The following is a 24,327-nucleotide window of genomic DNA, read 5'->3' on the forward strand; positions in this document are numbered from 1 at the left end:
ACCCCCCGGCGGGCGAGGGTGGCCGGGGCCGGGTCAGCGGGCGTCCTCCCAGGCGCGCTGGAGCCGGTTCATGCCGCCCAGCCACTTGTCCGGGTGGGCGGCGCGGGCCTGGTAGTACTCGCCCACCTCGGGGTGCGGCAGGACCAGGAAGCGGTCCTCGGCCATCCCCGCGAAGAGCGCGTCCGCGACCGCGGCCGGTTCGATCGCGGTCGGCTGGAGCACCAGGTCGCCCGCGCTGCCGGTGGCGGCCAGCATGTCGGTGCGCACGCCCTGCGGGCAGATCGCGTGCACCCTGACGCCCCGGTGGCGGTAGGTGAGGGACAGCCACTCGGCGAAGGCCAGCGCGCCGTGCTTGGTGACGCTGTAGGAGGGCGCGCCGATCATGGTGAGCAGTCCGGCGGCGGAGACCGTGGAGACGAACCGGCCACCGCCCCTCTCCAGCCAGTCGGGCAGCAGGTCGTGGGCGGCGCGGACATGGGCCATCACGTTGACGTCCCAGGACGCCGCCCAGGAGCGCTCGTCCAGCGGGCCGCCGGGGGTGCCGTCCTCGAAGGCGACGCCGGCGTTGGCGCAGTACACGTCGATGGTGCCGCCGAGTGCCGCGCGGGCCTCGGCGACGATGCCGGAGGCGTCGCCGGGCACGGCCGTGGCGCCGATCTCCTCGGCCACCGCCTCGGCCTTGCCGGCGTCGAGGTCGTTGACGACGACCCTGGCGCCCTCGGCGGCGAACCGCCGGGCCAGCGCGGCCCCGATCCCTCCGCCCGCCCCGGTGACGACGACTCCGGCGTCCTGCACGGCTTCCACCGGCGGCCTCCTTCGAGCTGTGGCTGTGTGCGGCGGTCCGGCCGCCGCGGCGCCAGACTAACCAGTCGGTATGCCGGAGGGAAGCGGAATCGCCGAGGGCCCCCGGTCCGGCGCGTTCCCTGGCGGGCCGCCAGGCGCTAGCGTCCCCGTGGTCATGGCACCCGCCGCGCTCAGGGAGGTCCTCGTATGACGCTGTCCAGACGGAGCCTGATCGCCACCACCGCCACCGCCGGGCTCGGGGCCGCGATCCCGGCCCCGGCCTCGGACGCGGGTGGAGGGCGCGGGGTGCGCACCGGGTTCGAGCGGCTGGCCGCCGACGGCTACGCCCCGCTGGCCGGCCGGACGGCGGGGATCGTCACCAACCCGACCGGGATCACCCGCGACGTCCGGCACATCGTGGACGTGATGCACGCCGACCCCCGGGTGAAGCTGACCGCCGTGTTCGGCCCCGAGCACGGCTTCCGGGGCACCGCCCAGGCGGGCGGCTCGGAGGGGCGGTACGACGATCCGGCGACCGGGCTGCCGGTGTACGACACGTATCTGAAGAGCGGCCAGGCGCTCGCCGACGTCTTCACCGCCTCCGGGGTGGACACGGTCGTCTTCGACATCCAGGACGCGGGCGCCCGCTTCTACACGTACATCTGGACGCTGTACGACTGCATGGAGGCGGCGGCGCTCGCGGGGAAGCGGTTCGTGGTGCTGGACCGGCCGAATCCGGTGACCGGGCGGGCGGCGCTGGGGCCGGTGCTGCACGAGGAGTTCGCCACGTTCGCCGGCCGGCGGCCGGTCGCGCAGGCGCACGGGATGACGGTGGCGGAGCTGGCCCGGCTGTTCAACGGGGAGTTCCTGGACAGGCCGGTGCCGCTGGAGACGGTGACGATGACGGGCTGGCGGCGCGGGATGTTCTTCGGCGACTGCGCTCTGCCCTGGGTGCCGCCGAGCCCGAACATGCCGACCCCGGACACCGCCCTGGTGTACTCCGGGACCGGTCTGTTCGAGGGCACCAACCTCTCCGAGGGCCGGGGCACCACGCGCCCCTTCGAACTCCTGGGCGCGGAGGGCGTCGACGGGCGCTGGGCGGAGGCGGCGAACCAGGAGAGGCTGCCGGGTGTGCGGTTCCGGGAGGCGTACTTCGCGCCGACGTTCTCCAAGTTCCAGGGGAGGACGGTGGGCGGGGTGCAGCTCCATGTGCACGATCCGGCGGCCTTCGACCCGGTGCTGACCGGGGTGGCGCTGCTGGTGACGGCACGGCGGGTGTGGGACGGGTTCGCGTGGCGGCCGGACAACTGGATCGACAGGCTCACCGGTTCGGAGAAGGTGCGCACGATGATCGACGCCGGCGCCGGGGCGGACGAGGTGGCGGCTGCCTGGCACGGGGAGCTGGCGGCGTTCCGCCGGGTGCGGGCGAGGTACCTGATCTACCGCTGAGCGCGGCGGCCCCCTGCGCGGGGAGCCGCCGCGTCGGGGCCGTCAGCGGTGCGAGGTGTACTCCACGACCTGCTGGTAGGTCGGCCGGTTCTGCCAGCTGATGTTGCCGTGCTTGATGCCGCCGAGGGTGCGCTGCTGGATCGAGTCGGCGCACCACTGGTCCCCGGCCGCGCAGAGGTCGTCGCCCGGGTAGACCTGGGCGGCGGTGAGCCCGGCGGCCTGCTTCAGCGTGCCGAGCAGGGCGTCCCGGCAGGCGGAGAGGCTGCCGTCACCGCAGTACTTCCGGGCGAGACCGCCCTGTACGGGTTCGCCGAGCACCGCCCGTATGTCCTTGTCGACATAGCTCCACCAGCCGTACTGGAAGGAGCTTCCGGCGTGCGAGCCGGTCGGGCCGTGTGCGGCGGACGGTGCCTCGTCCACGGGGAGGTCGGCGGTGAAGGCGCCGTACAGGTCACTCCCCAGGCCGGGTTCGAACTCGGCCCTCACCAGCAGCGGCCACCAGGCGTCCAGGACGCGGATCGCGTCGGCGTCGGCGTACTTCTTCGACCCCGCCGACGTCTCCGTGCGCCTGGCACCCGCGTCCAGCCAGGTCTGGAGCCTGGTCGCGGCCGCCGCTGTCGCCGGGTCGCTCACCGGGGCGGAGTCGACGACCTCCAGCAGCTTCGGCAGCACGTCCTCGGCGCGCAGGTCGGCCAGGGCCGCGTCCGCCATGGCCTGCACCAGCCTGGCCCGGGTGACCCCGCCCCGCGCGACCAGCTTGCTCACCCGGTCCTCCAGGAGGTCGCCCCGGTGCACCGAGCCCTCGCCCCAGGGAGCGGCGCTGTACGCCTCGGCCTGCTTGTTGTTCCAGGAGACGTAGTAGTCCTGGTCGACCGAGTTGGGGTGGGCGCTCGCCGGGGTGTGGTCGGCGGTGTTGGCGGCCGGGTCCCAGTTCCGCCACTCGTAAGCCGGCTGGGCCCACACCGGGAACTCGGCGTCGACGCCGTCGGCACGCACCGGGTTGTCGCCGCTGTTGTAGTACGCGGTGTGCGCGGAGTCGGCGTAGAACCAGTTGAAGGTGAAGTTGATGTGCTGGGCGGCCCTCTGGAAGTCCTCGGGGCCCTTGACGTAGCCGGGGTCGTTCAGCAGCTGGAAGCCGATGATGGAGTCGGCCTCGTGCAGGTAGGAGGAGCGCAGGGTGGTGTAGGCGACCTGTCTGCCGCCGACGGTCGCCCGGTACTGCACCGGCCCGTACTTGGTCCGCCACACGCGCATCGTGTACGAACCGGCGGCGGTGCCGTCGGCCACGGTGGGCTTCCAGGCGTTCTTCCGCTCGACCTGCTCCATCGCGGTGCAGGTGCCCCGGTAGAGGTAGTGGTGGTCGTCCTGGCACAGCTCGACGGCGTAGGTGTCGATGATGTCCTGGCCGGAGGTGGTGGCGCTCCAGGAGTAGTCCGGGCCGCGGCCGAGTTCGACGTACATGCTCAGGCCTGCGAAGGAGGCGCCGCGGGCGCTGATGCCGGGGCCCTGGATCTCCTGGAGCATCAGGAGCTGGGGTGCGAAGTAGCCGGTCTGCGGGCCGAAGACGGCGACCGGCCGGCCGCTCGCGGTGTGCTTGCCGCTGACCACCAGGGCGTTGGACATGCCGCGCCGGGCGGAGCTGAGGGTGTTCTTGGCGGCGGCGGTGGAGGAGTTCCTGGCGCTCGCGGTGCCCGCGCTGCCGGTGCGGTCGTGGACCAGCGGCTCCTGGGTGACCGAGCCGGCGTCGGGCAGGGCGCGGCCCCTGGGGCTTTCGGGGCGGCCGGCGTACGGGAAGCGCTGTCCGTCGTGGAGGGTGAGGACGGCCTCGGGGTCGTTCCGCTCCCGGAAGGACTCCCAGACCCGGGTGCCCTCCTCGACGCCGTACCTGGACTGGGCGGCGATCAGGGAGAGGGCGTTGTTCACCTCGCCGCCCCCGCCGGAGCCGAACAGGGTGCCGATGACCGAGGCGAGCGCCACCAGGTCGGTGACCTTGAAGTGGTCGATGGTGCCGGCGTTGGTGATGGAGTCCTTGTGGCCGGTGAGGACGTACTCGCCGGGGAAGTAACGGCCGCTGTCGGAGGCGTCGATATAGGCGTTGATGCCGTCCAGGTAGGCGGTGACATCGGCGAGGGCCTGCTGTCCGCGCTCGCCGTTACGGGCCACGGCGCCGTCGATCTGCGCCTGGAGGTCGGCCTCGGTGTAGGGGGCCTGGCGGTAGAACTCCTGCTCCAGGCCCTGGTTGGCGGGGGCGCCGCCGGCGAAGCCGGTCAACTGGCCCCGGCCCACGTGCCGGAACACGTCCATCAGCCAGAGCCGGTCCTGCCCGGCCGCGTATCCTGCGCCGAACTCGGTGCCGTAGCGGGTGGTGCCGGTGATGTGGGGCACCCCGGTCCTCTTGTCCCGGACGATCGTGACGTCGGTGCGTCCGGCGGGCTTCTCGGTGGAGGCGACCTGGCCGGCGGGGACGCCGAAGGAGGCGTCGTCGAAAAAGTTGTTGATCTTCGCGTCGGTCAGGCCGGGATGGCCGGTGGCCAGATTGGCGTACGGGCCGAGTTGGTCCTCGGCGTGCGCCGGCTGGGTGCCGAAAGCCTGGTTGAGCAGGATCTGCGCCAGGGTGGCATGGCCGTTCTCACCCGGCGGAAGGATGTCCGAACACTGGCCGGAACAGTAGTCGTTCGTCGCGGTGGGAGCGCTGCTGGCGGCCGCCGCCTGACCGAGCGGTGAGAGACAACCCGCGATCAGGACGCATATCGAGGCCGTCTTCAGGAACCCGGAGAGAGTGCGAGGAGTTCTGAGTCTGTCGGACAACACGTTACGTGGGGTGCGCCGTGGCATGGCAGCTCCTCCCGACGGGGACGGGCCGGACGTTACCGCCGGTATCCCGGAGAGTGAAGATGAACATGCGTCAAGTTCGGCGGCCACTCGGGCCGGTGCCCGGCGGTCGGGACGGAGCGCGTCACGGGAGGGCACCGGAGAGCGGATGGAGCCGGATCGGCCCGCGACACGTCTATCCGGCGACGTCGCGCGACAGCCGTACGGCGACGCCGAGGTGACCGAAGAGCGGACACAGGTGTGACGGAGGTGCAGGGCGATGGCCGGATTCCGAAGTCTGGCGAGACAGGTGCGCGATCCGCGAAGCGATCTGGCGCTGCGGCGCTACTCACTGCGCAAGTGCCTGGAGCGGTTCGCTCCGTACGGGCACCGGGCGACCTGGGACCATCTGAGCGGGCGGGCCGGTTTCGGCCCGGAGGACCGCTCTCCGGACCCGGCGCGGCTCGTGGCCGCGCTGGTGGAGCTGGAGCAGGCGCGCGCGGTGTGGCTCAACTATGAGGCGGATTTCGCGGAGCGCCGGAAGAAGGAGAAGTACGACGGCCTGCGCAGGCCGGGCAGTGTCGACGACTGGCACCGGAAGACCTGGGGCGGCTTCGGTGTCGCCTGGTGCGACGACCCGCGGCTGCACCCCCGTGAGCCGCTGGCCGACGTACTGCACCGGCTGATCAGCGCCCTTGAGCGGCAGCCGGGGTCCGTGTGCCCGGTGTGCGACGGCGAGCGGCTGGTGTGGAGTCACGGCCTGGACCACGAGCCGTCCGCCGGACCGGTGTGCGCGGACTGCGGCATCCTGGTGCCGCCTCCGGTGCTCACCGACGGCGCGCTGGCCTCGGCCCGGCGGGAGCGGCTGCTGATGTCGGCCTGACCGGACGTGGGGCACCATGGCCCGGTGCAGGTCTGTCTGAACGGGAGCAGAACGGCGGCGGACGGGGCGCGAGTCCCGCTGACGCCGGACGAGTCGGCGCGGTCGGCTGCGGAGGCCGTCGCCGCCGGGGCCACGGAGGTGCATGTGCACCCCCGGACGCCGTGCGGACGGGAGAGCCTGTCCGCACGGGTCGTCGGGCCCGTGGTCGAGGCGCTGCGCAGGCGGGCCGCGGTGCCGGTCGGGGTGACCACCGGCGCCTGGGCCGAGCCCGGTCCGGCCGAGCGGCTGGAGCGGGTGCGGTCCTGGTCGGTGCTGCCGGACTTCGCCTCGGTCAACTGGCATGAGCCGGGCGCCGAGGAACTGGCGGAGCTGCTGCTCGCGCGGGGCGTCGGCGTGGACGCGGGCATCTGGTTCGGCACCGAGGGCGCCGCGCGCTTCGCGCTCTCGCCGCTGGGCCCGCGCGTACTCCGGGTGCTGGCCGAGGTGACGGACACCGCCCCGGCCACCGCCGAGGCGTCGGCGCACACCCTGCTGACCGAACTCGGCCCGGCGCACGGCCGTCCCGTCCTGCTGCATGGCGAGGACGGGAGCGCATGGCCGGTACTGCGCCTGGCGGGACGACTGGGCCTGGCGACGCGCATCGGCCTGGAGGACACCCTGTTCCTGCCCGACGGCCAACGCGCGCTCTCCAACGCCCGGTTGGTGGCAGCTGGGCTGGTGGAGCACGGGGCTCAGCGGGACCGGTAGGGGTCGTTCCAGCGGGTGTCGTACGGCAGCGCGAGGAGGGCGGTGCGGTGCGAGCCCTTGTACAGGAACCGGCTCGCCGGCTCGGCCGGGACACGGGACGGGACACGGGAGTCGGGAGTCGGGGTCACGCAGATACGCCGCATCCCCGGCGGAGCAGCGGCGGCGGGCGCAGCCGAACTCGGCGCGGCTCGCCTCGCCTTGAACGCCACGTCGATCTCCGCGAGCGCGGCCGTGAGTTCAGGGGTGCGCGCGCGGCCCCCGGTCCTCCCGCATCAGCCGGGACCCGACCCCGCGCTCGCCGAAGACGTCGTCCGGGTTCGACAGGACGCAGGTGGCCAGGGAGAGGCAGCCGCAGCCGATGCAGTCGGTGAGGTGGTCGCGCAGCCGGTTGAGCTGGTTGATCCGGTCGTCCAGCTCCGAGCGCCACGCCTCGGAGAGCCGGGCCCAGTCCGCGCGGGTCGGGGTGCGCTCCTCCGGCAGCTCGGCGAGGGCCTCGCGGATGGTGGCGAGCGGGATGCCGACCCGCTGGGCGGCGCGTACGAAGGCGACCCGGCGCAGGGTGTCGCGGGAGTAGCGGCGCTGGTTGCCGGAGGTACGGCTGCTGCTGATCAGACCCTTGGACTCGTAGAAGTGCAGGGCGGAGACGGCCGCGCCGCTGCGCGCGGACAGCTGGCCTACGGTCAGCTCGTGGATCTTCTCGGGAAGCTGGGGCACCGTCCCGACCCTACCGACCCGCCACGCGGGGCGAGCCGTTGACAGGCACCCCCCACCCCACCATGCTAAGCAGTTGCTTAGACCTACGACGCGAGAGGCCGGGATCATGGCAGAACCGAGGACCTTCCACTCCCCCGACGAGCTGAAGGCGGCCGTAGGCGAGCAGCTCGGCCACACCGACTGGCTGGAGGTCGACCAGAAGCGGATCGACCTGTTCGCGGAGGCCACCGGCGACCACCAGTGGATTCACGTGGACCCGGAGAAGGCGGCCGCGGGCCCCTTCGGCACCACGATCGCGCACGGCTATCTCACCCTCTCCCTGCTCCCCCTCTTCGGACCGCGGCTCATCGCGGTCGAGGGCGTGAAGATGGGTGTCAACTACGGCACCAACAAGGTCCGCTTCCCCGCGCCGGTGCCGGTCGGCTCCCGGCTGCGCGCCACGGCGGTCATCACCGGCGTGGAGGACGTGACGGGCGGCGTCCAGGTGTCGGTCGCCTTCACCGTGGAGCGCGAGGGCGGCGACAAGCCGGTGTGCGTGGCGGAATCGGTGTCCCGGTACTACTTCTGATCCCGGTACGCGGGCGTCGGGGTCAGCCCGCCCCGACCATCCGCAGGACGAGGCCCGCGTACAGGTCGCCGACCTGCTCGGGGGTGCGCGGGCCGTCCACGTTGAACCAGCGGGCCACGTCGATGCAGAGCGACAGGACGGCGAGGGTGGTGCCCTGGACGTCGGGCACGTCGAACTCGCCGGCGGCGACGCCGTCCTCGATGATCCCGCGCACCTCGGCGTCCACCTGGCGGCGCAGCGCGACGATCTCGGCGCGGGCGCCGGGACCGAGCGCGTCCAGTTCGTACTGCACGACGCGTGCGGTGGTGCGGCGCCCCGCGTGCCAGCGGACGAAGGAGCTGACCCCGTCCGCGAGCCGCTCGGCGGCGGTGCCCTCGCCGCGCGCGGCGGTGCGCAGGATGCCGAGCGCCTTGTCGTGACCGATGCGGCTGATCCGGTGGAGCAGCTCTTCCTTGGTCTTGTAGTGGATGTAGAGCGCGGCCGGGCTCATCCCGGCGCGGCCCGCGATGTCGCGGGTGGTGGTGGCGTGGTAGCCGCGCTCGGCGAAGGCCTCCACGGCGGCGACGAGCAGCCGCCGGGCCGCGTCCGGGGTGACCTGGGCCCACGCGTCGGCATCGCCGCCGACCGTCTCCTCCGCCGTACTCATCGCTCGCTCGCCCCTCTTCGGTGACAGGAGCACCACCATACCGCCGAAGGTGAGCGCCCGCTTAGCGGTGCTGCTGGGGGCCGGGGTTCTTCCGGTACGGGTCGTGCGCGGTCAGGAGCTCCTCCACGCGGGCCTGGTCGACTCTGCTGACGATCTCCTCCGCCTCCTGTCTGTCCCGGATCACCTTGGCGAGGGTGAAGGCGGAGGTGACGAGGTAGAGGACGGCGATGGCGAGGAAGCCGCGCACCCAGGCGTTGGCGTCCAGCCGGTAGATGCCGATCGCGGTGGCCGACATGGCGACGGCGAAGGAGGCGACGGCCTGCCCGTGGAAGGCGGCCGTGCTCTGCTGCTTGACGGGTGTGTCGCTCATGGAACGAGTGTCGGCGGACGCGGCGCGGTCCACATCCGCCGGCGTACTCAGTACGGGTACTCAGGGGACACGGGGCTTCAGAACGCCGAGACGCCGGTCAGCGCGCGGCCGATCAGCGGCTTCTGGATCTGGGTCGTGCCCTCGTAGAGGGTCATCACGCGGGCGTCGCGCAGCAGCTTGCCTACCGGGTACTCGTCGATGTAGCCGTAACCCCCGAACACCTGGAGGGCGTTGGAGGCGGCGCGCACGGCGGCCTCGGAGGCGAACAGCTTGGCCTTGGAGGACTCGGTGGCGAACGGCTCGCCCCGGTCGACCAGGTCGGCGACCCGCCAGGTCAGCAGCCGGGCGGCGTCCACGTCCACCGCGATGTCGCTGATCAGCTCCTGGACGAGCTGGTGCCGGGCGATGGAGGTGCCGAACTGCTCGCGCTCACCGGCGTACCGGACGGCCGCGTCGAGGGCGGCCTGGGCTATGCCGACACAGCCCGCGGCGACCGACATCCGGCCCTTGGCGAGGGCGGACATGGCGACGGAGAAGCCCTTGCCCTCGGCGCCGACCAGCGCGGAGGCGGGCACCCGGACGTCCTCCAGCACGAGTTCGGCGGTGGCCTGGCCGCGCAGGCCGAGCTTGCCGTGGATGGTGCGGCGGGTGAGGCCCGGGGTGTCCGTAGGGACGAGGAAGGCGGAGACGCCCTTGTGGCCGGGGGCGTCGGTGGAGCGGGCGAAGAGCAGGACGACGTCGGCCCAGGTGCCGTTGGTGATGAACATCTTGGTGCCGCTGAGCACGTACTCGTCGCCCTCGCGCACCGCCCGCGTGGTGAGGCTGCCCGCGTCGGAGCCGGTGCCGGGCTCGGTGAGGCCGAAGCAGCCGATCAGCTCGCCGGAGGTCAGCCCCGGCAGCCACCGCCGCTTCTGCTCCTCGCTCCCCCAGCCCGCGACGGACTTGGCGACCAGGCCGAGGGAGACGGAGACGATCCCGCGCACCGAGGAGTCGCCGCGCCCCAGTTCCTCGGTGACCAGGCAGTACGCGAGATGGTCGCCGCCGGAACCGCCGTACTCCTCGTCGATGGTCAGACCCAGGAAGCCGACCTCGCCGAGCTTCTTCACGATGCCCCGGTCGACCTCCTCGGCGCGGTCCCAGGCCGTCGCGTTCGGGGCGATCTCGCGCGCCACGAAGTCACGGGCCAGCTGCCGTACGGCCGCTTGCTCCTCGCTCAGGCCCAGGTCCACCACGCGATCACCCCACACGGCCTCGCGGGAATGCGTGAGGCCCCTGAAAGACGTACCTTTAAATTAGCACTGCTAGTTTCTGCTCGCAGCCCTACTATGTGCGCCATGGCCCGACCGCGCAAGCCCCTTCTCAGCACCGACCGGATCGTGCGGACGGCACGGGCGCTCGTGGACGCGGAGGGCCTCCAGGCCGTCTCCACCCGGCGGCTCGCCGCCGAACTCGGCGTCAGCGGGCCGTCCCTCTACAACCACTTCCGCACCAAGGACGAGATCCTGGAGGCGGTCGCGGACTCGGTGAGCGCGCAGGTCGACCTGTCGATGTTCGAGGACGGCCGCGACTGGCGTACCGCGCTGCACGACTGGGCCGTCTCCTACCGGTCCGCGTTGCGCGACCACCCCAACATCGTCCCGGTGCTGGCGCGCGGCCCCGGCCGCCGCCCGGCGGCACTGCGCCTGGCGGACGCGGTGTACGGGGCGATGGTCGACGCGGGCTGGTCCCCGGCGCAGGCGACCTCGATCGGCGCGCTGATGCGGTACTTCATCATGGGCTCCGCGCTCAGCTCCTTCGCGGGCGGTTTCGTGGACGACGCGAGCGCCTACGACCCCGCCGACTACCCCCACCTCGGTCAGGCCCACCTGCTCGCCGAGCAGCAGGAGAAGATCGACGAGCGGGCGTTCGGGACGGGGCTCGCGGCGCTGCTGGCCGGGCTGGAAGGGCAGTACGGGAAGCCGGACCCCCGGCCATGATTCGGTGGGCGCCGAAGCGTCCGTGCCGCAAGCTGTGTACATGACCGCCACGGAACCGTGCGCCGCCGCCCTCGCCTCACTTGCCGCGCTGCTCGCCGACGAGACACGGGCCGGCTGTCTGCTGGCCCTGCTGGACGGGCGCGCGTGGACCGCCGGGGAACTCGCCCGGCACGTCCGGGTCGCGCCCTCGACACTCAGCGGGCACCTGAACCGGCTGGTCGCGGGCGGCCTGCTCACGACGGAACGCCAGGGGCGGCACCGCTACGTAAGGCTGGCCGACGCGCGCGCCGCGCAGCTGGTCGAGGATCTGGCCGCGCATCTGCCGCAGGACGTGGTGGTACAGGTCCCGCACACGCTGCGGGAGGTCCGTACCCAGTCCGCCCTGGCGCGGGGCCGCACCTGCTACGACCATCTGGCCGGCCGGCTGGGCATCGCGGTCACCGACGCGCTCACCGTGCGCGGACTGCTGCGCCAGGACGGCGGGTTCGCTCTCACCGACGCGGGCCTCGCCTGGTTCGCCGACACGGGCATCACCGTGGACCGCTCCACGCGGCGCCCGCCGGCCCGCGCCTGCCTCGACTGGACGGAACGGCGTCCGCACCTCGGGGGCGGTGCGGGTGCGGCACTGTGCCGGTACGCGCTGGAGACCGGCTGGTGCGTCCGCCTGGGTCCGGGGCGGGCGGTCCGGGTGACGTCCGCCGGGAAGCGCGCGCTGGCCGACCTGCTGGGCATCGACGGTCGGACACTGGCCTGACCCTTGTCCTCTGTCTCCGTCCCCTGCCACCGTCCCCTGTTCCCGTCGCTGTTTCCCTGTCACCGATTGTCTTCCCTCACCGATCCGAGGAGTCCGATGGACCTCAGTCCGCGTCATCGTCTGCTGCCGGCGGCCGCCGCCGGTGTCACCGTGCTGCTGTGGGCGTCCGCCTTCGTGGTGATCCGCAGCGCGGGGGACGCCTACTCGCCGGGCGCGCTGGCCCTCGGCCGGCTGCTCGCGGGCGGTCTCACCCTGGTCGCGCTGTGCGCGATACGGCGTACGGGGTGGCCGCCGCGCGGGGCCTGGCCGGGCATCCTGGTGTCCGGGGTGCTGTGGTTCGGCTTCTACATGGTGGCCCTGAACTGGGGCGAGCAGCGGGTGGACGCGGGCACGGCGGCCCTGGTGGTGAACGTCGGCCCGCTGCTGATCGCCCTGTTCGCCGCCCGCTTCCTCGGTGACCCGATGCCGCCCCGGCTGCTGGCGGGGATGGCGGTGTCGTTCACCGGCGCGGTGATCGTGGGTCTGTCGATGTCGGCCGGGGGTGGCGGCTCCTCGGTGCTCGGGGTGGGGGCCTGCCTGCTGGCGGCGGTCGCGTACGCGGCCGGGGTGGTCGCGCAGAAGCCCGCTGTGGCCCGCGCGAGCGCCCTGCAGGTGACGACGTCCGGCTGTCTGATCGGCGCGGTCGCCTGCCTCCCCTTCGCCGGTCAGCTGGTGTCGGAGGCTTCCCGTGCCCCGCTCCCGGCCACGCTCGGCATGGTGTACCTGGGTGTCTTCCCGACCGCGCTCGCCTTCACCGCCTGGGCGTACGCCCTGGCCCGCACCAGCGCCGCCAGGCTCGGCGCGACGACGTACGCCGTGCCCGCGCTGGTGGTGCTGATGTCCTGGCTGGTCCTGGGGGAGGTGCCCGGTCCGTTCATGCTCGGCGGCGGCGTCCTGTGCCTGGCGGGCGTGGCGGTGGCCCGCTCCCGGGGGCGTACGGCACCGGCGCAGGTGGCGGACACGGCGCCGGACCCGGACTGGGTGCGGTGAGCGGACCGGGGCGGGTGAGCGCGGGGGCGGCGGGCCGGCGCCCCTCCGTCCCGCGGCCCCGCTAGAACACCACCAGCGCCCGGCCGCCCCGCCCGGCGAGCATGTCGTCGAAGGCGGCCGGGATCTCCTTGAGGGTGATGTGTCCGGTGACCAGCGCCGAGAGGTCGAGGCGGCCCTCGCGGACGTGGGCGGCGATGGCCGGGAGGTCGCGGGCCGGGTCGGAGTTGCCGTAGACGCAGCCGGTCAGGGTGCGGCCCCAGTGGAAGAGTTCCAGGGCGTCGAACGTGACCTGCTGGTCCTTGCCGCCGATGCCGACGACCGTGGTGCGCCCGCCCCGGCGGGTGGACTCCCAGGCGGCGCGGATGCTCTGCGCCCGGCCCGCGCACTCCACGGCGACGTCGGCGCCCTGCTTGCCGGTGAGGGCGCGGACGGCGCGCGGGGTCTGCTCGTCGGCGAGGACGAAGTCGGTGGCGCCGCAGGCGCGGGCCAGCTCCTCCTTGCGCGGTGAGACGTCCACGGCGATGACCCGGGCCGCGCCCGCGATCCGGGCCGACTGGAGGGTGGCGAGCCCGACCCCTCCGGCCCCGAACACGGCCACCGTCTCACCGGGCCGGACCCGCGCCGAGTGGTGGACGGCGCCGTACCCGGTGAGGACGGCGCAGCCGAGCAGGGCCGCGTCGGTGAGCGGTACCCCCTCGGGCAGCGGCAGCGCGCAGGCGGCCGGCACGACGGTCTCCTCGGCGAACGCGCCGACGTTGAGGCCGGGATGGAGTTCGGTGCCGTCGGCGGTACGCGCGTGGACGCGGCCGGCGCCGTCGAGCGCGTGCCCGCACAGCCAGACCTCGCCGCGCGCACAGGCCGGGCAGCCTCCGCAGGCGGGAGCCCAGTTGAGGACGACGGGCACACCGGGTACGAGCCCCGCCACCCCCTCCCCCACGGCGGTCACCGTGCCCGCGCCCTCGTGGCCGAGGACGGCGGGGACCGGCACCCGCATGGTGCCGTCGGACAGCGACAGGTCGGAGTGGCAGACCCCGGCGGCGGCCAGGCGCACCCGCACCTGGCCGGGCCCAGGCTCGGGCAGTTCGATCCCGGTGATCTCCAGCGGTGCCCCGACGGCGGGCAGGACGGCGGCTCGTACGGTCATCGCGCGCGGTCTCCTCGGAAGCTGGGGCGACGGTGGCCTGGAAACACCCGGCGGACGGGTGCCTGCCGGCGCACCAAATTAGCGGCGTCGGTTTTCCGGTGCCAGGGCCGCCGGGGCGTTCGCGAGGCCGAGCCGGACCGGGATGCCGTTGAGGACGGCGTTGCCGGACAGGGGATCGAGGAGGGTGCCGTCGAGGAGCTGGTTGACGTTGACGCCGGGTTCGCGTCCGGCGTGGGCCTGCCGGGTGCCGGGGCGGTCATGGCCCCAGCCGTGCGGGAGGCTCACCACGCCGGGCCGGATGGCGTCGGTGACCTCGGCGGGCGCGGTCACCTCTCCCCCGGCGCCCTTGACCCGTACCGGGTCGCCGTCGCGCACCCCGAGACGCGCGGCGTCCTCGGGGTGGAGGTGCAGGGTGCAGCGGTTGGTGCCGCCGGTGAGGGCGGGGACGTTGTGCAGCCAGCTGTTGTTGGAGCGCAGATGGCGGCGGCCGACGAGGACGAACCCGGTGGGCCGTTCCCGCAGGGCCTCGCGCAGCCGGGGCAGGTCGGCGGCGATGGGCGCGGGCAGCAGCTCGACCTTGCCGCTGGGCGTCTTCAGCGGCTGGGGCAGGCGCGGGCGGAGCGGGCCGAGGTCGATGCCGTGCGGGTGCTTCAGCAGCCGGGTGAGGGTCAGGCCGTCGGGGCGGGCGCCGAAGCCGTCGCCGTACGGGCCGAGGCGCAGCATCAGGTCGAGCCGGCGCTCGGGGCCGTCGGCGCCGGTGAGCTGGGCGGTCAGTTCGTGCGGGTCCCGGCCGTGGACCGGGGAACGGGGGTCCTGGACGGCCTGGCCCAGGGTCTGGTCGATGACCGTGGTGTCCACGGCGGCCGGGTCGGTGCCGTGCCTGCCGCTCGCGGCGAGGATCAGCCGGGCGAGTATCTCGGTCTCGGCCATCCTGCCGGGCTCCAGCGGGATCGCGGGCCGGCTGTAGCGGACCTGGTTGCGGACGGCCAGGGTGTTGAACGCGAAGTCGTGGTGCGGGCTCTGCGCGGGCGGGGGCGGGGGCAGCACGACATCGGCGTGGCGGGAGGTCTCGTTGAGGTAGGGGTCGACGCTGACCATGAAGTCCAGCGACTCCAGGGCCTTGTCGAGCCGGTTCCCGTCGGGGGCGGAGAGCACCGGGTTGGCGGCGATCACGATCAGCGCGCGTACGGGTTCACCCTCGGGGGTGGGGGTGTCGATCTCCTCGGCCAGCGCGGAGAGCGGCAACTCGCCCTTGGCTTCGGGCAGTCGCCGTACGCGGGAGTGCCAGCGGCCGAGGGCGAAGCCACGGCCGGGGCCGGCCGGGCGGGGGGTGCGGTCGGTGGCGGCCTGGGGGAAGAGGGCGCCGCCGGGGCGGTCGAGGTTGCCGGTGAGGGTGTTGAGGACGTCGACCAGCCAGCTGGCCAGGGTGCCGTGCGGGACGGTGCAGCTGCCGATGCGGGCGTAGACGGCGGCGGTGGGGGCGGCGGCGAGTTCCCGGGCGAGGGTGCGGATGGTGTCCGGGTCGATGTCGCAGGCGCCGGCGACCGCCTCGGGGGTGAACTCGCCGAGAGCTTCGCGGAGTTCGGGCAGGCCGTCGATGTGTGGCGCGAGGTGGCCGGGGTCCGCCAGGCCCTCCTCGAAGAGCACGGTGGTCATCGCGGCCAGGAGCAGGGCGTCGGCGCCGGGCCGGATGGCGAGGTGCCGGTCGGCGAGCCTTGCGGTGCGGGTGCGGCGGGGGTCCACGACGGTGAGGTGTCCGCCGCGCGCCCTCAGCGCCTTCAGCTTGCCGGGGAAGTCGGGAGCGGTGCACAGACTCCCGTTGGACTCCAGAGGGTTGGCGCCGATCAGCAGGAGGTGGTCGGTGTGGTCGAGGTCGGGGACCGGGATGGCGTTGGCGTCGCCGAAGAGCAGGCCGCTGGAGACGTGTTTGGGCATCTGGTCGACCGTGGAGGCGGTGAACAGGGAGCGGGTACGGACCGCGCCGAGCAGCACGTTCGGGTAGAGGCCGCCGGCCACGGTGTGCACGTTGGGGTTGCCGAGGACCACCCCGAGGGCGTCGGCGCCGTGCCGCTCCACTACCGGGCCAAGGCCGCGCGCGACCGCGTCGAACGCCTCCTCCCAACTGGCCTCGCGCAGCTCGCCGTTCTCGCGGACCAGAGGGGTGCGCAGCCGGTCGGGGTCGGCGTCCAGCGCGCCGAAGGAGGCGCCCTTGGGGCAGATGAAGCCCTTGCTGAACACGTCGTCGCGGTCGCCCCGGGCGGCGGTGACCCGGGTGCCCTCGATGGTGAGGGTCAGCCCGCAGGTGGCCTCGCACAGGGGGCAGATGCGCAGAGCGGTGCGGGACACGGGTCCTCCCGGAGGGTCGGCGGCGCTGCCGGACCGGCACGGGGATGCCGGCCCGGGAGAGCATACCGACCGGTAGGCATGAGGGGGAGCCCGTGCGGCCGTCTCAGTCCAGGACGCGGCCGAGGTAGGCCCGCAGGAGTTCCCGTGTCTCGTGGATGATCGCCGGGTCGCCGTGCGGGTCGGTGCGGAAGGCGAGCTGGATGAGGGTGTCGGCGCTCTCCACGGCCACGGGCAGGACGCGGCGGGGGCCGTCGTCGTGGGTGCGGCCGAGGTAGCGGGCGACGAGTCCGGTGAGCCGGTCGGCGACCCGGGTGTTGGGCGCGGCGCCACGGGCGCCGACCGGTATCTGGTTGCCGAAGTCCACCAGGGCGAAGCCGGGCGCGGTGCGCTTCATGCCGAGGTACTCGTCCAGGACGACGTCCGTCGAGGCCCGCCAGTCGCCGGGCGGGGCCGCCGTCGGCTTCGCGCTGACGTGCTCGGTGTAGTGGCGCGGGTTGCGCTGGGCGAGGGCGTCGGCCGGCTGCCGCTTGTCGCCGAAGAAGCGGTACACCGAGCCGATCGGCACCTCGGCCCGTTCGGCGACCGCGCGCGTGGTCAGGGCGTCGTACCCGACCTCGTCGAGCAGCGCGGCACAGGCATCCAGGATTCCGGTCAGCCGTTCGGCACTGCGCCGCTGAACGGGGGCACGGCGGAGCGATGTCGCACGGGGCACGGCCACATGATGCCCGCCCGCGCCGATCCGGAGGAGGCCGGGGAGGTGTCCCGCACAGGACAAGCGGCCGGTTCCGGCACTCCGCCCGGGTGAAGGGCGCGTTCGCCTCTTGCGCACATCCCCCGGCATTCCTACGGTGCTGCATAGGAATCAGGACGCAAGGGAGCGATCATGACCGAGGACGCGCGGAAGACCGCCGAGGGGCCGGCGTACCTGACCGGCTTCGGCAACGAACACGCCTCGGAGGCGGTGCCCGGTGCCCTGCCCGAGGGCCGCAACTCACCGCAGCGCGCCCCGCTCGGCCTGTACGCGGAACAGCTCAGCGGCACGGCGTTCACGGAGCCCCGCGCGCACAACCGCCGCTCCTGGCTGTACCGCGTCCGCCCTTCGGCCGCGCACCCCGCCTTCACCCGCACCGCCAACGGCTCGATCCGTACCGCGCCCTTCACCGAGACCGTGCCTGACCCCAACCGGCTGCGCTGGAGCCCGCTCCCCGAGCCGCTGCCGGGCACGGACTTCCTGGCGGGCCTGTGGACGCTGGGCGGCAACGGCGACGCGACCCAGCGCAGCGGTATGGCCGTGCACCTCTATCACGCCAACTCCTCGATGGAGCGGGTCTTCTCGGACGCCGACGGGGAGCTGCTGATCGTCCCCGAGCGGGGCGGACTGCTGCTGCACACCGAGTTCGGCCGCCTCCTGGTGGAGCCCGCACAGGTGGCGCTCATCCCCCGCGGGGTCCGCTTCCGGGTGGAGCTGCTGGACGGTGCGGCGCGCGGCTATGTGTGCGAGAACTACGGGGCGCCCTTCCGCCTCCCCGACCTGGGCCCCATCGGCGCCAACGGCCTCGCCAACGCCCGCGACTTCCGGGCGCCGGTCGCCGCGTACGAGGACGTCGATGGCCCGGTGGAGGTGGTCAACAAGTTCTGCGGCAACCTATGGACGGCGACCTACGACCACTCCCCGCTCGATGTCGTCGCCTGGCACGGCAACTATGTGCCGTACACCTATGACCTGCGCCGGTTCAACGTGATCGGCACCATCTCCTACGATCACCCGGACCCGTCGATCTTCACCGTCCTGACCTCCCCCTCGGACACCCCGGGCCTGGCGGGCGCCGACTTCGTGGTGTTCGCGCCGCGCTGGCTGGTCGGCGAGGACACCTTCCGGCCGCCGTACTTCCACCGGAACGTGATGAGCGAGTACATGGGCCTGATCGAGGGCGCCTACGACGCCAAGGCGGACGGCTTCGTGCCGGGCGGCGGCTCGCTGCACAACATGATGTCGGCGCACGGCCCGGACCTGGAGACCTTCGACCGGGCGAGCGGGGCCGAGCTGCGCCCGCAGCGGATCGACGACGGGCTGGCGTTCATGTTCGAGACCCGCTGGCCGCTGACCCTCACCCCGGAGGCGGCCCGCGCGGACCACCTCCAGCAGGGCTACGACGACGTGTGGCAGGGACTGGAGCCGCACTTCCGCACGTCATGACGACTCCGATGCACGTCATCACAACTCCGATGCACGGCCGATCCGTTGCGCCGACCGGGCCACGACGGGTACGGATAGCCGCGTGACCTCCTTCGCCCCGGACTCGATCGTCCTGAACCGCAAGCTGCCGCTCTGGTACCAGGTGTCGCAGTCGCTGCGGGCCTCCATCCTGGGCCGCTCCCCCGAGGACCCGCTGCGGCTGCCCACCGAGGAGCGGCTGGCGGGGCACTACGGGGTGAGCGTGCTGACGATGCGGCAGGCGCTGAAGGAGCTGGAGGACGAGGGGCTGATCAGCAGGCACCGGCGGCGCGGCACCTTCATCGAGCCGGCGGCGCGGCGGGGGGCGCCGGTGCGGCTGCTGGGCTCGGTGGACGCGATCGTGGCCCAGCAGTCCGGGATGACGGCCGAACTGCTGGACCAGGCACGTGTGCCGGTGCCACCCGCGCTGGCCGAACACTTCCCGGACCTCGCCGAGGTGGCCGTCTACCACCGGCTGCGCGGGGACGCGAAGACCGGCGAGCCCACCAACCACGCCGTCAACCATGTGCGCCCGGAGCTGGCCGACCGGATCGACCCGGCCGATCTGGCCCGCTGGCCGATGACGAAGGTGCTGCGGGACATGGTGGGCGCCGACATCAGGCGGATCACCGACACGGTGGAGGCCCGGCTCGCCGACCCGGAGACCGCCCGGCTGCTGGAGGTACCGCTGCTGAGCCCGATCCTGCGCTACACCGGCGTCACCTACGACTCGGCGGGCCGGGTGCTGGACGTGGCCGTCATCCATTACCGGGGCGACCGCTTCTCCTTCACCGTCACCCTGGAGGCCACCTGAGTACCGCGCCCGTTCCCGGGCCCCGTCCGGGCCGAGGCCGTAGCATTCCGGGCGTGACGTACGAGGACGCGCCGCCGCTGGCGGACCTCATGCCGTGGTCCGTCGCACCGCTGCGGCTGGGCCGCGCCTGGCCGACGGCACCCGACCCGGCGTCCCTGAGGGCCCGTTGGGCGGCCCTGCTGGCGGCCGAGGGGGCGGAGCGGGAGGCGTTGTTCGAGCCGACCCGGTCGCGGACGCCGAGGTCGGCGGTGGCCCAGCTGCCCGGCCGGCGAAGCGGCACGGAGCGGCTGGCGCGCGCCTCGGGGCCGTGCCCGGAGCCGGTGCGGGTGCTGGCGGCGCCGTTCGACGAGCGGTGGCTGATCCCGGACCACCGGCTGATCGACACCGCCCGCCCGGAGCTGTGGCGGGTGGCGGACGAGCGGCAGGTGTTCGTGGTGGAGGCGGGCACCGGAGTACTGGCGACCTCGCTGCCGCCGACCCTCGCGGCGGGGCGCATCCGCCCGCTGTACCGGCGTCCCGGCGGCGCCGAACCCAACCTGGCGCCGGGGCTGTCGGACGAGCTGGCGGCGCGGCTCGGCTCCCGGCCCGCGGCGGCGGACGTGCTGGCGTGGATACTGGCCGCCGTCCGCGAGGACCTGACCGTGCCGCTCACCGGGGACCCCGAGGTGTGGGCGCGGGGCGTGGAGTCGGGCCGGCGCGCGCTGTGGCTGATGCGCCGGGACGGGGAGCGCCCCAAGCTGCCCGGCGGCCGCCGCCCGTACGTACGCGCGCCGCTGCCCCCGTACCCGCGCACCCTGCGCTACGACCCGGAGGAGGAGGCCCTGTATCTGGACGAGGGCCGCGTCTCCCCCGTACCGCGCGCGGCGTGGGAGCACGAGGCGGCCGGGGTGCGCACCCTGGAGGCGTGGTTCACGGCCCGTACGACACCCGGCGCCCCCGGCACGCTGGCCGCGATCGGGCCCGGGGCCTGGCCCCAGAGCCGGACCTCGGAGCTGCTGGAGCTGATCACGGTGCTGACTCTTCTGGCGGACACGCGAACCGGCGCGGACCAGATCCCCGACCCGATCCCCGACCCGATCACCGCGACATCCCTGCGCGCGGCCGGAGTTCTCCCGCCCGCACCCCGCTCCCGCCGTCCCGCCTCCGTGCTGGACCACCAGGAGGAGGGCCCGGAGGGCCAGTTCGCCCTGCTCTAGTGGAGTGACGGGGGACAGCGGACGCCCGCCGGGAGATCATCGCGGACAATGGATCTGGCGGAGCCCGGCCGAGCGTCCGTGGCTCGCGGCGCGGCTGCGGTGGCGGCCGGTGGGAGCGCCGCGCGCGCCGCTGCCGCCCCTCACGCTGCCGGGCGGGGCAGGGCGGAGCCACGGTCGGGGGACGTCCCCGCGCTCGGCCGGCACACCGACGCGCTGCTCCGTGCCGTGGGGATGACGGACGACGGGATCGCGGCGTCGCGCCGGGACGGTGTGGCGGCCTGAGCGCGGAACTACAGGGTGGGGCGCCGATGCGTCCGGCACCGGGCGGGACTCGGGGAAACCCGCTCGGTGCGGCTCAGTGGCTGCCGAAGAGCGACCGGCGCAGGCGGCGCAGGGGGGCGAAGAGGGAGACCCGGCTGACGCGGGCGCGCCGGTCGCTGCGCTGACGCACGGTGTCCCGCGCGGTCAGCTCACGCATCAGCGACGTCGCCTCGACCGTCTCCCGCTGCGGTATGGCGGGTCCGCCGAGCACCGCGAGGTGGCGGTCCAGACGCCTGCTGGTCGCACCGCTTCCGCAGGTGATCGCAGGAACCCTGGCCCTGCTGCGCATCGCTATCTGCTCCATGTCACTCCCCACCCGTACGAATCCACCCGGCCCACGGGCAGAGTAACCCTATCGTCCCTTTAGGGCATGCGTGTATCTCAGCAACGGGATTCACCTTCCCCACAAGGCGGTTGATCATCCCTTTTTGACTACTCTCCGAATCCGACTGATTTCAGGGTGAGTTGGACAAGCGGCTGGCCAGTGGGGTGCGTCGAACCGCCCTTCGGCTCGACCGTCACCGCGAGTGACGCCGTTGACTTCTGGAGCCCCTTGACGGCCAAGGGCGTGTCGCCCGCGAGAAGCCCGAGGGAGCGGGGCTGTGCGCCGGGGCGGGTGAGCCAGAGCTGATGCACCCGGCCGCCCGGAGGGGTGCCGTATCCGCTCAGGGTGACGACGGCGCGGCCTTGCGACGGAGAGGCGATCACCGCGAGGGCGCGGCCGCGGGCGTCCGTCCCGCCGGCCCTCCGGGCGTCGGGAGCGGCGAGGACGTGGGCGATGTCACGCGCCCGCGCCTGCTCGGCGGCGAGCCGTCCCTCCGTGCGGTGCGCCTGGACCGCGAAGAGCGAGGCGACGACCAGGGCGGCCGCGGCGGTCGCGGTGGCGAACGGTACGAACAGGGGGCGCCGTCCGGCGCGCCGGCCACGGACGGGCGGTGGCTGGACTCCCCATACGTGCGCGGGCAGTTGGGCGGTCCGCTGCCGGCCGGCGGGCCGGGGTGCCGGGTCCTGCGGTGTGGTGCGGGCGGCGGCCAGCACCCGCTCGCGCAGACCGGCCGGGGCCGGGGCGGCGGTGGACCAGGCCAGCCGTACGGCGTCCTCGGACAGTTCGCGGACGTCGGCCGTGCAGCGGCCGCAGCCCGCGAGGTGCTTCTCGAAGCGGCGCCGTTCACCGGGGTCGAGGGCGTCGAGCGCGTAGGGAGCGGCCAGCGAGTGCGGGTCCTGGCGGTGCGTCAGCCGGGCGAAGAGACTCACGCGGCACCTCCGAGGCAGCCGCGCAGCCGGGTGAGGCCGTCGCGCATCCGGGTCTTGACGGTACCGAGCGGCAGGGACAGCCGTTCGGCAACCTCGCGGTAGGTGTAGCCGTCGTAGTAGGCGAGGGTGACGGACTGGCGCTGGAGGTCGGTCAGCCGTCTCAGGCAGCGGCGCACCCACTCGCGTTCGAGTCCGGCCTCGACCTCCTCGGTGACGTGGTCGAAGGCGGGTTCCCCGGCGCGCAGGGCCTCGCGCTGCTCGCGCTCGCCGGCCGCGCGGGCGCTGCGCACCCGGTCGACGGCGCGGCGGTGGGCGAGGGTGAGTATCCAGGACAGGCCGCTGCCCCGGGCCGGGTCGAACCGGGCGGCGGAGCGCCACAGTTCGAGCAGTACCTCCTGCACGACCTCCTCGGACTGGGCGGGGTCGCGCACGACCCGCCGGACCAGTCCGAACACCGGGCCGGACACCAGCGCGTACAGCTCCTCGAACGCCTGGTGGTCGCCGCCCGCCACGCTTACCAGCAGTGTTTCGGCCCCCTCACCCCGGCTGCCGTGGCCGCATCCGGCCCTGCCTGTGACCCCTCGCATCCGCACGAACGCACACCTCCGGCGGTTGATACGGATCGGCGGGCCGAAAACGCGGGTCGGAAACCGGAAAAAGAAAGTTCCTCCGCGGCCAATCCGGATCGGCCGGTCGCTCCGTATACCCGTCCGTCAAGCAAGTCGGATTCGAGGACGGACGGCATGACTCTCTTCGCCAGAAGCGGTACGGCACGCAACGGGCTGGTCCCGCTCATCTGCGGCGCGCTGGCCGCCGGTGGGCTCGCGGCCGCCGGTGCCGCGACGCTGGAGCCGGGGGCGGCCTCCGCCTCCTCCCACCGGGAGGCCCCGCTCATCTCGGGCACCCCGCAGTACGACAACACGGACCTGTACGCGTTCGTCAGCCCCGACAAGCCGGACACGACGACGATCGTGGCCGACTGGATACCGTTCGAGGAGCCGGCGGGCGGCCCGAACTTCTACACCTTCGCGGACGACGCGCAGTACGACCTCCACATCGACAGCGACGGCGACGCCAAGGACGACCTCCTCTTCCGCTACACGTTCAAGACGAGGACGAAGAACAAGAAGACGTTCCTGTACAACACCGGCCCCGTCACCAGCCTGGACGACCCCGACCTCAACATCACCCAGACCTACGACCTCGAACTGGTCCGCCTGAAGGGCGGCCACGCGATGTCCCGGACCAAGGTGGCGGACGATGTGCCGGTGGCGCCGTCCAACGTGGGCAAGGCGTCCATGCCGGACTACGGCAAGCTCCGTTCGCAGGCCGTGTACAGGACGGCGGGTGGTGCGGCGACCTTCGCGGGGCAGGCGGACGACCCGTTCTTCCTGGACCTCCGCGTCTTCGACCTGCTGTACGGCGGCAACCTCAGCGAGGTCGGCCGGGACACCCTCAAGGGCTACAACGTCAACACGATCGCCCTCCAGGTCCCCAACGACCTGATCCGCCAGTCGGCGGGCCAGCCGGTCGTCGGCATCTGGTCCACCACCCAGCGCCGCAACGCGCAGGGCTACTACAGCCAGGTCTCCCGCCTCGGGAACCCGCTGGTCAACGAGGTGGTCAACCCGCAGGGCGACAAGGACCGGTTCAACGCGTCCAAGCCCTCGCACGACGCCCAGTTCCTGAAGAACGTCACCAACCCCGAGCTGCCCAAGCTCATCGAGGGCATCTACAAGATCGACGCCCCCGCCGAGCCGCGCAACGACCTGGTCGACGTCTTCCTCAAGGGCGTCAAGGGGCTCAACCAGCCCCCGAACGTGCGTCCTTCGGAGCAGCTGCGGCTGAACACCTCGATCAAGCCCGCCATGCACCCCAAGCGGCTCGGTGTGCTGGACGGTGACACCGCGGGCTTCCCCAACGGGCGGCGGCTCACCGACGACGTGATCGACGAGGCCCTCCAGGTCGTCGAGGGTGAACTCCTGGGGTCCAAGAACGACTTGGGTGACGCGGTCGACGCCAACGACAAGAAGTTCGAGAAGACCTTCCCCTACGTGGCCCAGCCCACGGAGGGTTCGCGGGGCGCGCTGGCCAAGGGCACGACCGCGGGCGCCGATGTGAAGAGCCAGCTCGGTGACGCGCTGAGCCCTGCCTCGGCGGCGGGCGGCACGGACAACACCACGCTGGTCGCTGGCTCGGCGGCAGCGGGCGCGGCCGGAATCCTGCTGCTCGGCACCGTCGTCGGCTGGTGGCGCCGCCGGATGCGGCGCGCGTACTGACGACACCCCCCCAGACGACCGGCACGGC

General features: G+C 73.2%; 24 protein-coding genes and 1 pseudogene. 12 read left to right on the plus strand and 13 right to left on the minus strand.

Features of this window, described 5'->3' with window-relative positions; all coding sequences use genetic code 11:
* Positions 1-33: 33 nt before the first annotated feature.
* Complete coding sequence (locus tag ACFWN1_RS02580) at positions 34-804, minus strand: SDR family oxidoreductase (protein WP_384357371.1); 771 nt, start codon at positions 802-804, stop codon at positions 34-36.
* A 186-nt stretch (positions 805-990) separates the two neighbouring features.
* Here ACFWN1_RS02580 and ACFWN1_RS02585 point away from each other — a divergent pair, with 186 nt between their 5' ends.
* Complete coding sequence (locus ACFWN1_RS02585; RefSeq protein WP_384357373.1) at positions 991-2,232, plus strand: exo-beta-N-acetylmuramidase NamZ domain-containing protein; 1,242 nt, start codon at positions 991-993, stop codon at positions 2,230-2,232.
* 42 nt (positions 2,233-2,274) lie between these two features.
* Here ACFWN1_RS02585 and ACFWN1_RS02590 read toward each other — a convergent pair whose 3' ends face one another.
* Complete coding sequence (locus tag ACFWN1_RS02590; RefSeq protein WP_384357376.1) at positions 2,275-5,067, minus strand: penicillin acylase family protein; 2,793 nt, start codon at positions 5,065-5,067, stop codon at positions 2,275-2,277.
* A 256-nt stretch (positions 5,068-5,323) separates the two neighbouring features.
* Between ACFWN1_RS02590 and ACFWN1_RS02595 the strand changes: the two genes are divergently transcribed.
* Together ACFWN1_RS02595 and ACFWN1_RS02600 are read left to right on the plus strand one after the other, a co-directional pair.
* Positions 5,324-5,926, plus strand: a complete 603-nt coding sequence (locus ACFWN1_RS02595) for a hypothetical protein (protein WP_384357378.1) — start codon at positions 5,324-5,326, stop codon at positions 5,924-5,926.
* Between the two features lie 24 nt (positions 5,927-5,950).
* A complete protein-coding gene (locus ACFWN1_RS02600) occupies positions 5,951-6,673 on the plus strand; it encodes a 3-keto-5-aminohexanoate cleavage protein (protein ID WP_384357381.1) in 723 nt (240 codons plus the stop codon).
* Here the strand turns inward: ACFWN1_RS02600 and ACFWN1_RS02605 are convergent.
* Positions 6,658-6,801: a hypothetical protein gene (locus tag ACFWN1_RS02605; RefSeq protein WP_384357383.1), complete on the minus strand. Its 144-nt coding sequence runs from the start codon at positions 6,799-6,801 to the stop codon at positions 6,658-6,660. The genes ACFWN1_RS02600 and ACFWN1_RS02605 overlap by 16 nt on opposite strands.
* Positions 6,802-6,910: 109 nt before the next feature.
* Positions 6,911-7,387, minus strand: a complete 477-nt coding sequence (gene soxR / locus ACFWN1_RS02610; RefSeq protein WP_384357385.1) for a redox-sensitive transcriptional activator SoxR — start codon at positions 7,385-7,387, stop codon at positions 6,911-6,913.
* A 106-nt stretch (positions 7,388-7,493) separates the two neighbouring features.
* On the opposite strand from soxR, the gene ACFWN1_RS02615 reads away from it, so the two are divergent.
* Positions 7,494-7,955, plus strand: a complete 462-nt coding sequence (locus ACFWN1_RS02615; protein ID WP_384357387.1) for a MaoC family dehydratase — start codon at positions 7,494-7,496, stop codon at positions 7,953-7,955.
* Positions 7,956-7,977: 22 nt separating this feature from the next.
* On the opposite strand, the gene ACFWN1_RS02620 is transcribed toward ACFWN1_RS02615, so the two are convergent.
* The 3 genes from ACFWN1_RS02620 to ACFWN1_RS02630 all read right to left on the minus strand — a co-directional run bounded on the left by ACFWN1_RS02620 (position 7,978) and on the right by ACFWN1_RS02630 (position 10,200).
* A complete protein-coding gene (locus tag ACFWN1_RS02620; RefSeq protein WP_384357389.1) occupies positions 7,978-8,601 on the minus strand; it encodes a TetR/AcrR family transcriptional regulator in 624 nt (207 codons plus the stop codon).
* 61 nt (positions 8,602-8,662) lie between these two features.
* A complete protein-coding gene (locus ACFWN1_RS02625; protein WP_384357391.1) occupies positions 8,663-8,971 on the minus strand; it encodes a YiaA/YiaB family inner membrane protein in 309 nt (102 codons plus the stop codon).
* A gap of 77 nt (positions 8,972-9,048) precedes the next feature.
* Positions 9,049-10,200: an acyl-CoA dehydrogenase family protein gene (locus tag ACFWN1_RS02630; RefSeq protein WP_384357469.1), complete on the minus strand. Its 1,152-nt coding sequence runs from the start codon at positions 10,198-10,200 to the stop codon at positions 9,049-9,051.
* Between the two features lie 105 nt (positions 10,201-10,305).
* On the opposite strand from ACFWN1_RS02630, the gene ACFWN1_RS02635 reads away from it, so the two are divergent.
* The 3 genes from ACFWN1_RS02635 (at position 10,306) to ACFWN1_RS02645 (ending at position 12,730) form a co-directional block, all read left to right on the plus strand.
* Complete coding sequence (locus ACFWN1_RS02635; protein ID WP_384357393.1) at positions 10,306-10,947, plus strand: TetR/AcrR family transcriptional regulator; 642 nt, start codon at positions 10,306-10,308, stop codon at positions 10,945-10,947.
* Between the two features lie 40 nt (positions 10,948-10,987).
* A complete protein-coding gene (locus ACFWN1_RS02640; RefSeq protein WP_384357395.1) occupies positions 10,988-11,701 on the plus strand; it encodes an ArsR/SmtB family transcription factor in 714 nt (237 codons plus the stop codon).
* A gap of 96 nt (positions 11,702-11,797) precedes the next feature.
* Positions 11,798-12,730, plus strand: a complete 933-nt coding sequence (locus ACFWN1_RS02645) for a DMT family transporter (protein WP_384357397.1) — start codon at positions 11,798-11,800, stop codon at positions 12,728-12,730.
* A 61-nt stretch (positions 12,731-12,791) separates the two neighbouring features.
* Here the strand turns inward: ACFWN1_RS02645 and ACFWN1_RS02650 are convergent, their stop codons facing one another.
* The 3 genes from ACFWN1_RS02650 to ACFWN1_RS02660 all read right to left on the minus strand — a co-directional run bounded on the left by ACFWN1_RS02650 (position 12,792) and on the right by ACFWN1_RS02660 (position 16,932).
* The gene (locus ACFWN1_RS02650; protein WP_384357399.1) at positions 12,792-13,874 is read right to left on the minus strand and encodes a Zn-dependent alcohol dehydrogenase; all 1,083 of its coding nucleotides are present in this window, start codon (positions 13,872-13,874) and stop codon (positions 12,792-12,794) included.
* 78 nt (positions 13,875-13,952) lie between these two features.
* Entirely contained in the window at positions 13,953-16,220 is a 2,268-nt protein-coding gene (locus tag ACFWN1_RS02655) for a molybdopterin oxidoreductase family protein (protein ID WP_384357401.1), read from the minus strand.
* A 103-nt stretch (positions 16,221-16,323) separates the two neighbouring features.
* The gene (locus tag ACFWN1_RS02660) at positions 16,324-16,932 is read right to left on the minus strand and encodes a TetR family transcriptional regulator (protein WP_384357403.1); all 609 of its coding nucleotides are present in this window, start codon (positions 16,930-16,932) and stop codon (positions 16,324-16,326) included.
* Between the two features lie 171 nt (positions 16,933-17,103).
* Between ACFWN1_RS02660 and hmgA the strand changes: the two genes are divergently transcribed.
* The 4 genes and pseudogenes from hmgA to ACFWN1_RS02680 all read left to right on the plus strand — a co-directional run.
* Entirely contained in the window at positions 17,104-18,417 is a 1,314-nt protein-coding gene (hmgA, locus tag ACFWN1_RS02665; protein WP_384357405.1) for a homogentisate 1,2-dioxygenase, read from the plus strand.
* A gap of 82 nt (positions 18,418-18,499) precedes the next feature.
* Positions 18,500-19,249, plus strand: a complete 750-nt coding sequence (locus ACFWN1_RS02670) for a GntR family transcriptional regulator (protein ID WP_384357407.1) — start codon at positions 18,500-18,502, stop codon at positions 19,247-19,249.
* Positions 19,250-19,293: 44 nt separating this feature from the next.
* On the plus strand, positions 19,294-20,445 hold the full coding sequence (locus ACFWN1_RS02675) for a type ISP restriction/modification enzyme (protein WP_384357471.1): 1,152 nt from the start codon (positions 19,294-19,296) through the stop codon (positions 20,443-20,445).
* A gap of 67 nt (positions 20,446-20,512) precedes the next feature.
* Positions 20,513-20,727, plus strand: a pseudogene (locus ACFWN1_RS02680) (CoA transferase); the annotation flags it as partial.
* 73 nt (positions 20,728-20,800) lie between these two features.
* Here the strand turns inward: ACFWN1_RS02680 and ACFWN1_RS02685 are convergent.
* From ACFWN1_RS02685 to ACFWN1_RS02695, 3 genes are all read right to left on the minus strand, one after another.
* On the minus strand, positions 20,801-21,070 hold the full coding sequence (locus ACFWN1_RS02685) for a hypothetical protein (RefSeq protein ID WP_384357409.1): 270 nt from the start codon (positions 21,068-21,070) through the stop codon (positions 20,801-20,803).
* A gap of 128 nt (positions 21,071-21,198) precedes the next feature.
* Complete coding sequence (locus ACFWN1_RS02690; RefSeq protein ID WP_384357411.1) at positions 21,199-22,020, minus strand: anti-sigma factor domain-containing protein; 822 nt, start codon at positions 22,018-22,020, stop codon at positions 21,199-21,201.
* Positions 22,017-22,607 (minus strand): sigma-70 family RNA polymerase sigma factor, encoded by a 591-nt coding sequence (locus ACFWN1_RS02695; RefSeq protein ID WP_384357413.1) that lies wholly within the window; start codon positions 22,605-22,607, stop codon positions 22,017-22,019. The genes ACFWN1_RS02690 and ACFWN1_RS02695 overlap by 4 nt, the downstream gene beginning before the upstream one ends.
* A gap of 156 nt (positions 22,608-22,763) precedes the next feature.
* On the opposite strand from ACFWN1_RS02695, the gene ACFWN1_RS02700 reads away from it, so the two are divergent.
* Positions 22,764-24,299, plus strand: coding sequence for a DUF4331 domain-containing protein (locus tag ACFWN1_RS02700; RefSeq protein WP_384357415.1), 1,536 nt, complete (start codon positions 22,764-22,766; stop codon positions 24,297-24,299).
* Positions 24,300-24,327 lie beyond the last annotated feature (28 nt).

Origin of the sequence: Streptomyces sp. NPDC058459, from assembly GCF_042721685.1 — a bacterium.
Lineage (GTDB): Bacteria > Actinomycetota > Actinomycetes > Streptomycetales > Streptomycetaceae > Streptomyces.

Excerpts from the sequence above, each read along its gene's own strand:
- ACFWN1_RS02595 (WP_384357378.1), top strand. The coding sequence starts at position 5,324 with ATGGCCGGATTCCGAAGTCTGGCGAGACAGGTGCGCGATCCGCGAAGC.
- ACFWN1_RS02590 (WP_384357376.1), bottom strand. The coding sequence starts at position 5,067 with ATGCCACGGCGCACCCCACGTAACGTGTTGTCCGACAGACTCAGAACT.
- ACFWN1_RS02695 (WP_384357413.1), bottom strand. The coding sequence starts at position 22,607 with ATGCGAGGGGTCACAGGCAGGGCCGGATGCGGCCACGGCAGCCGGGGT.
- ACFWN1_RS02640 (WP_384357395.1), top strand. The coding sequence starts at position 10,988 with ATGACCGCCACGGAACCGTGCGCCGCCGCCCTCGCCTCACTTGCCGCG.
- ACFWN1_RS02635 (WP_384357393.1), top strand. The coding sequence starts at position 10,306 with ATGGCCCGACCGCGCAAGCCCCTTCTCAGCACCGACCGGATCGTGCGG.
- ACFWN1_RS02650 (WP_384357399.1), bottom strand. The coding sequence starts at position 13,874 with ATGACCGTACGAGCCGCCGTCCTGCCCGCCGTCGGGGCACCGCTGGAG.
- ACFWN1_RS02700 (WP_384357415.1), top strand. The coding sequence starts at position 22,764 with ATGACTCTCTTCGCCAGAAGCGGTACGGCACGCAACGGGCTGGTCCCG.
- ACFWN1_RS02685 (WP_384357409.1), bottom strand. The coding sequence starts at position 21,070 with ATGGAGCAGATAGCGATGCGCAGCAGGGCCAGGGTTCCTGCGATCACC.
- ACFWN1_RS02615 (WP_384357387.1), top strand. The coding sequence starts at position 7,494 with ATGGCAGAACCGAGGACCTTCCACTCCCCCGACGAGCTGAAGGCGGCC.
- ACFWN1_RS02585 (WP_384357373.1), top strand. The coding sequence starts at position 991 with ATGACGCTGTCCAGACGGAGCCTGATCGCCACCACCGCCACCGCCGGG.
- ACFWN1_RS02625 (WP_384357391.1), bottom strand. The coding sequence starts at position 8,971 with ATGAGCGACACACCCGTCAAGCAGCAGAGCACGGCCGCCTTCCACGGG.
- ACFWN1_RS02645 (WP_384357397.1), top strand. The coding sequence starts at position 11,798 with ATGGACCTCAGTCCGCGTCATCGTCTGCTGCCGGCGGCCGCCGCCGGT.
- ACFWN1_RS02620 (WP_384357389.1), bottom strand. The coding sequence starts at position 8,601 with ATGAGTACGGCGGAGGAGACGGTCGGCGGCGATGCCGACGCGTGGGCC.
- hmgA (WP_384357405.1), top strand. The coding sequence starts at position 17,104 with ATGACCGAGGACGCGCGGAAGACCGCCGAGGGGCCGGCGTACCTGACC.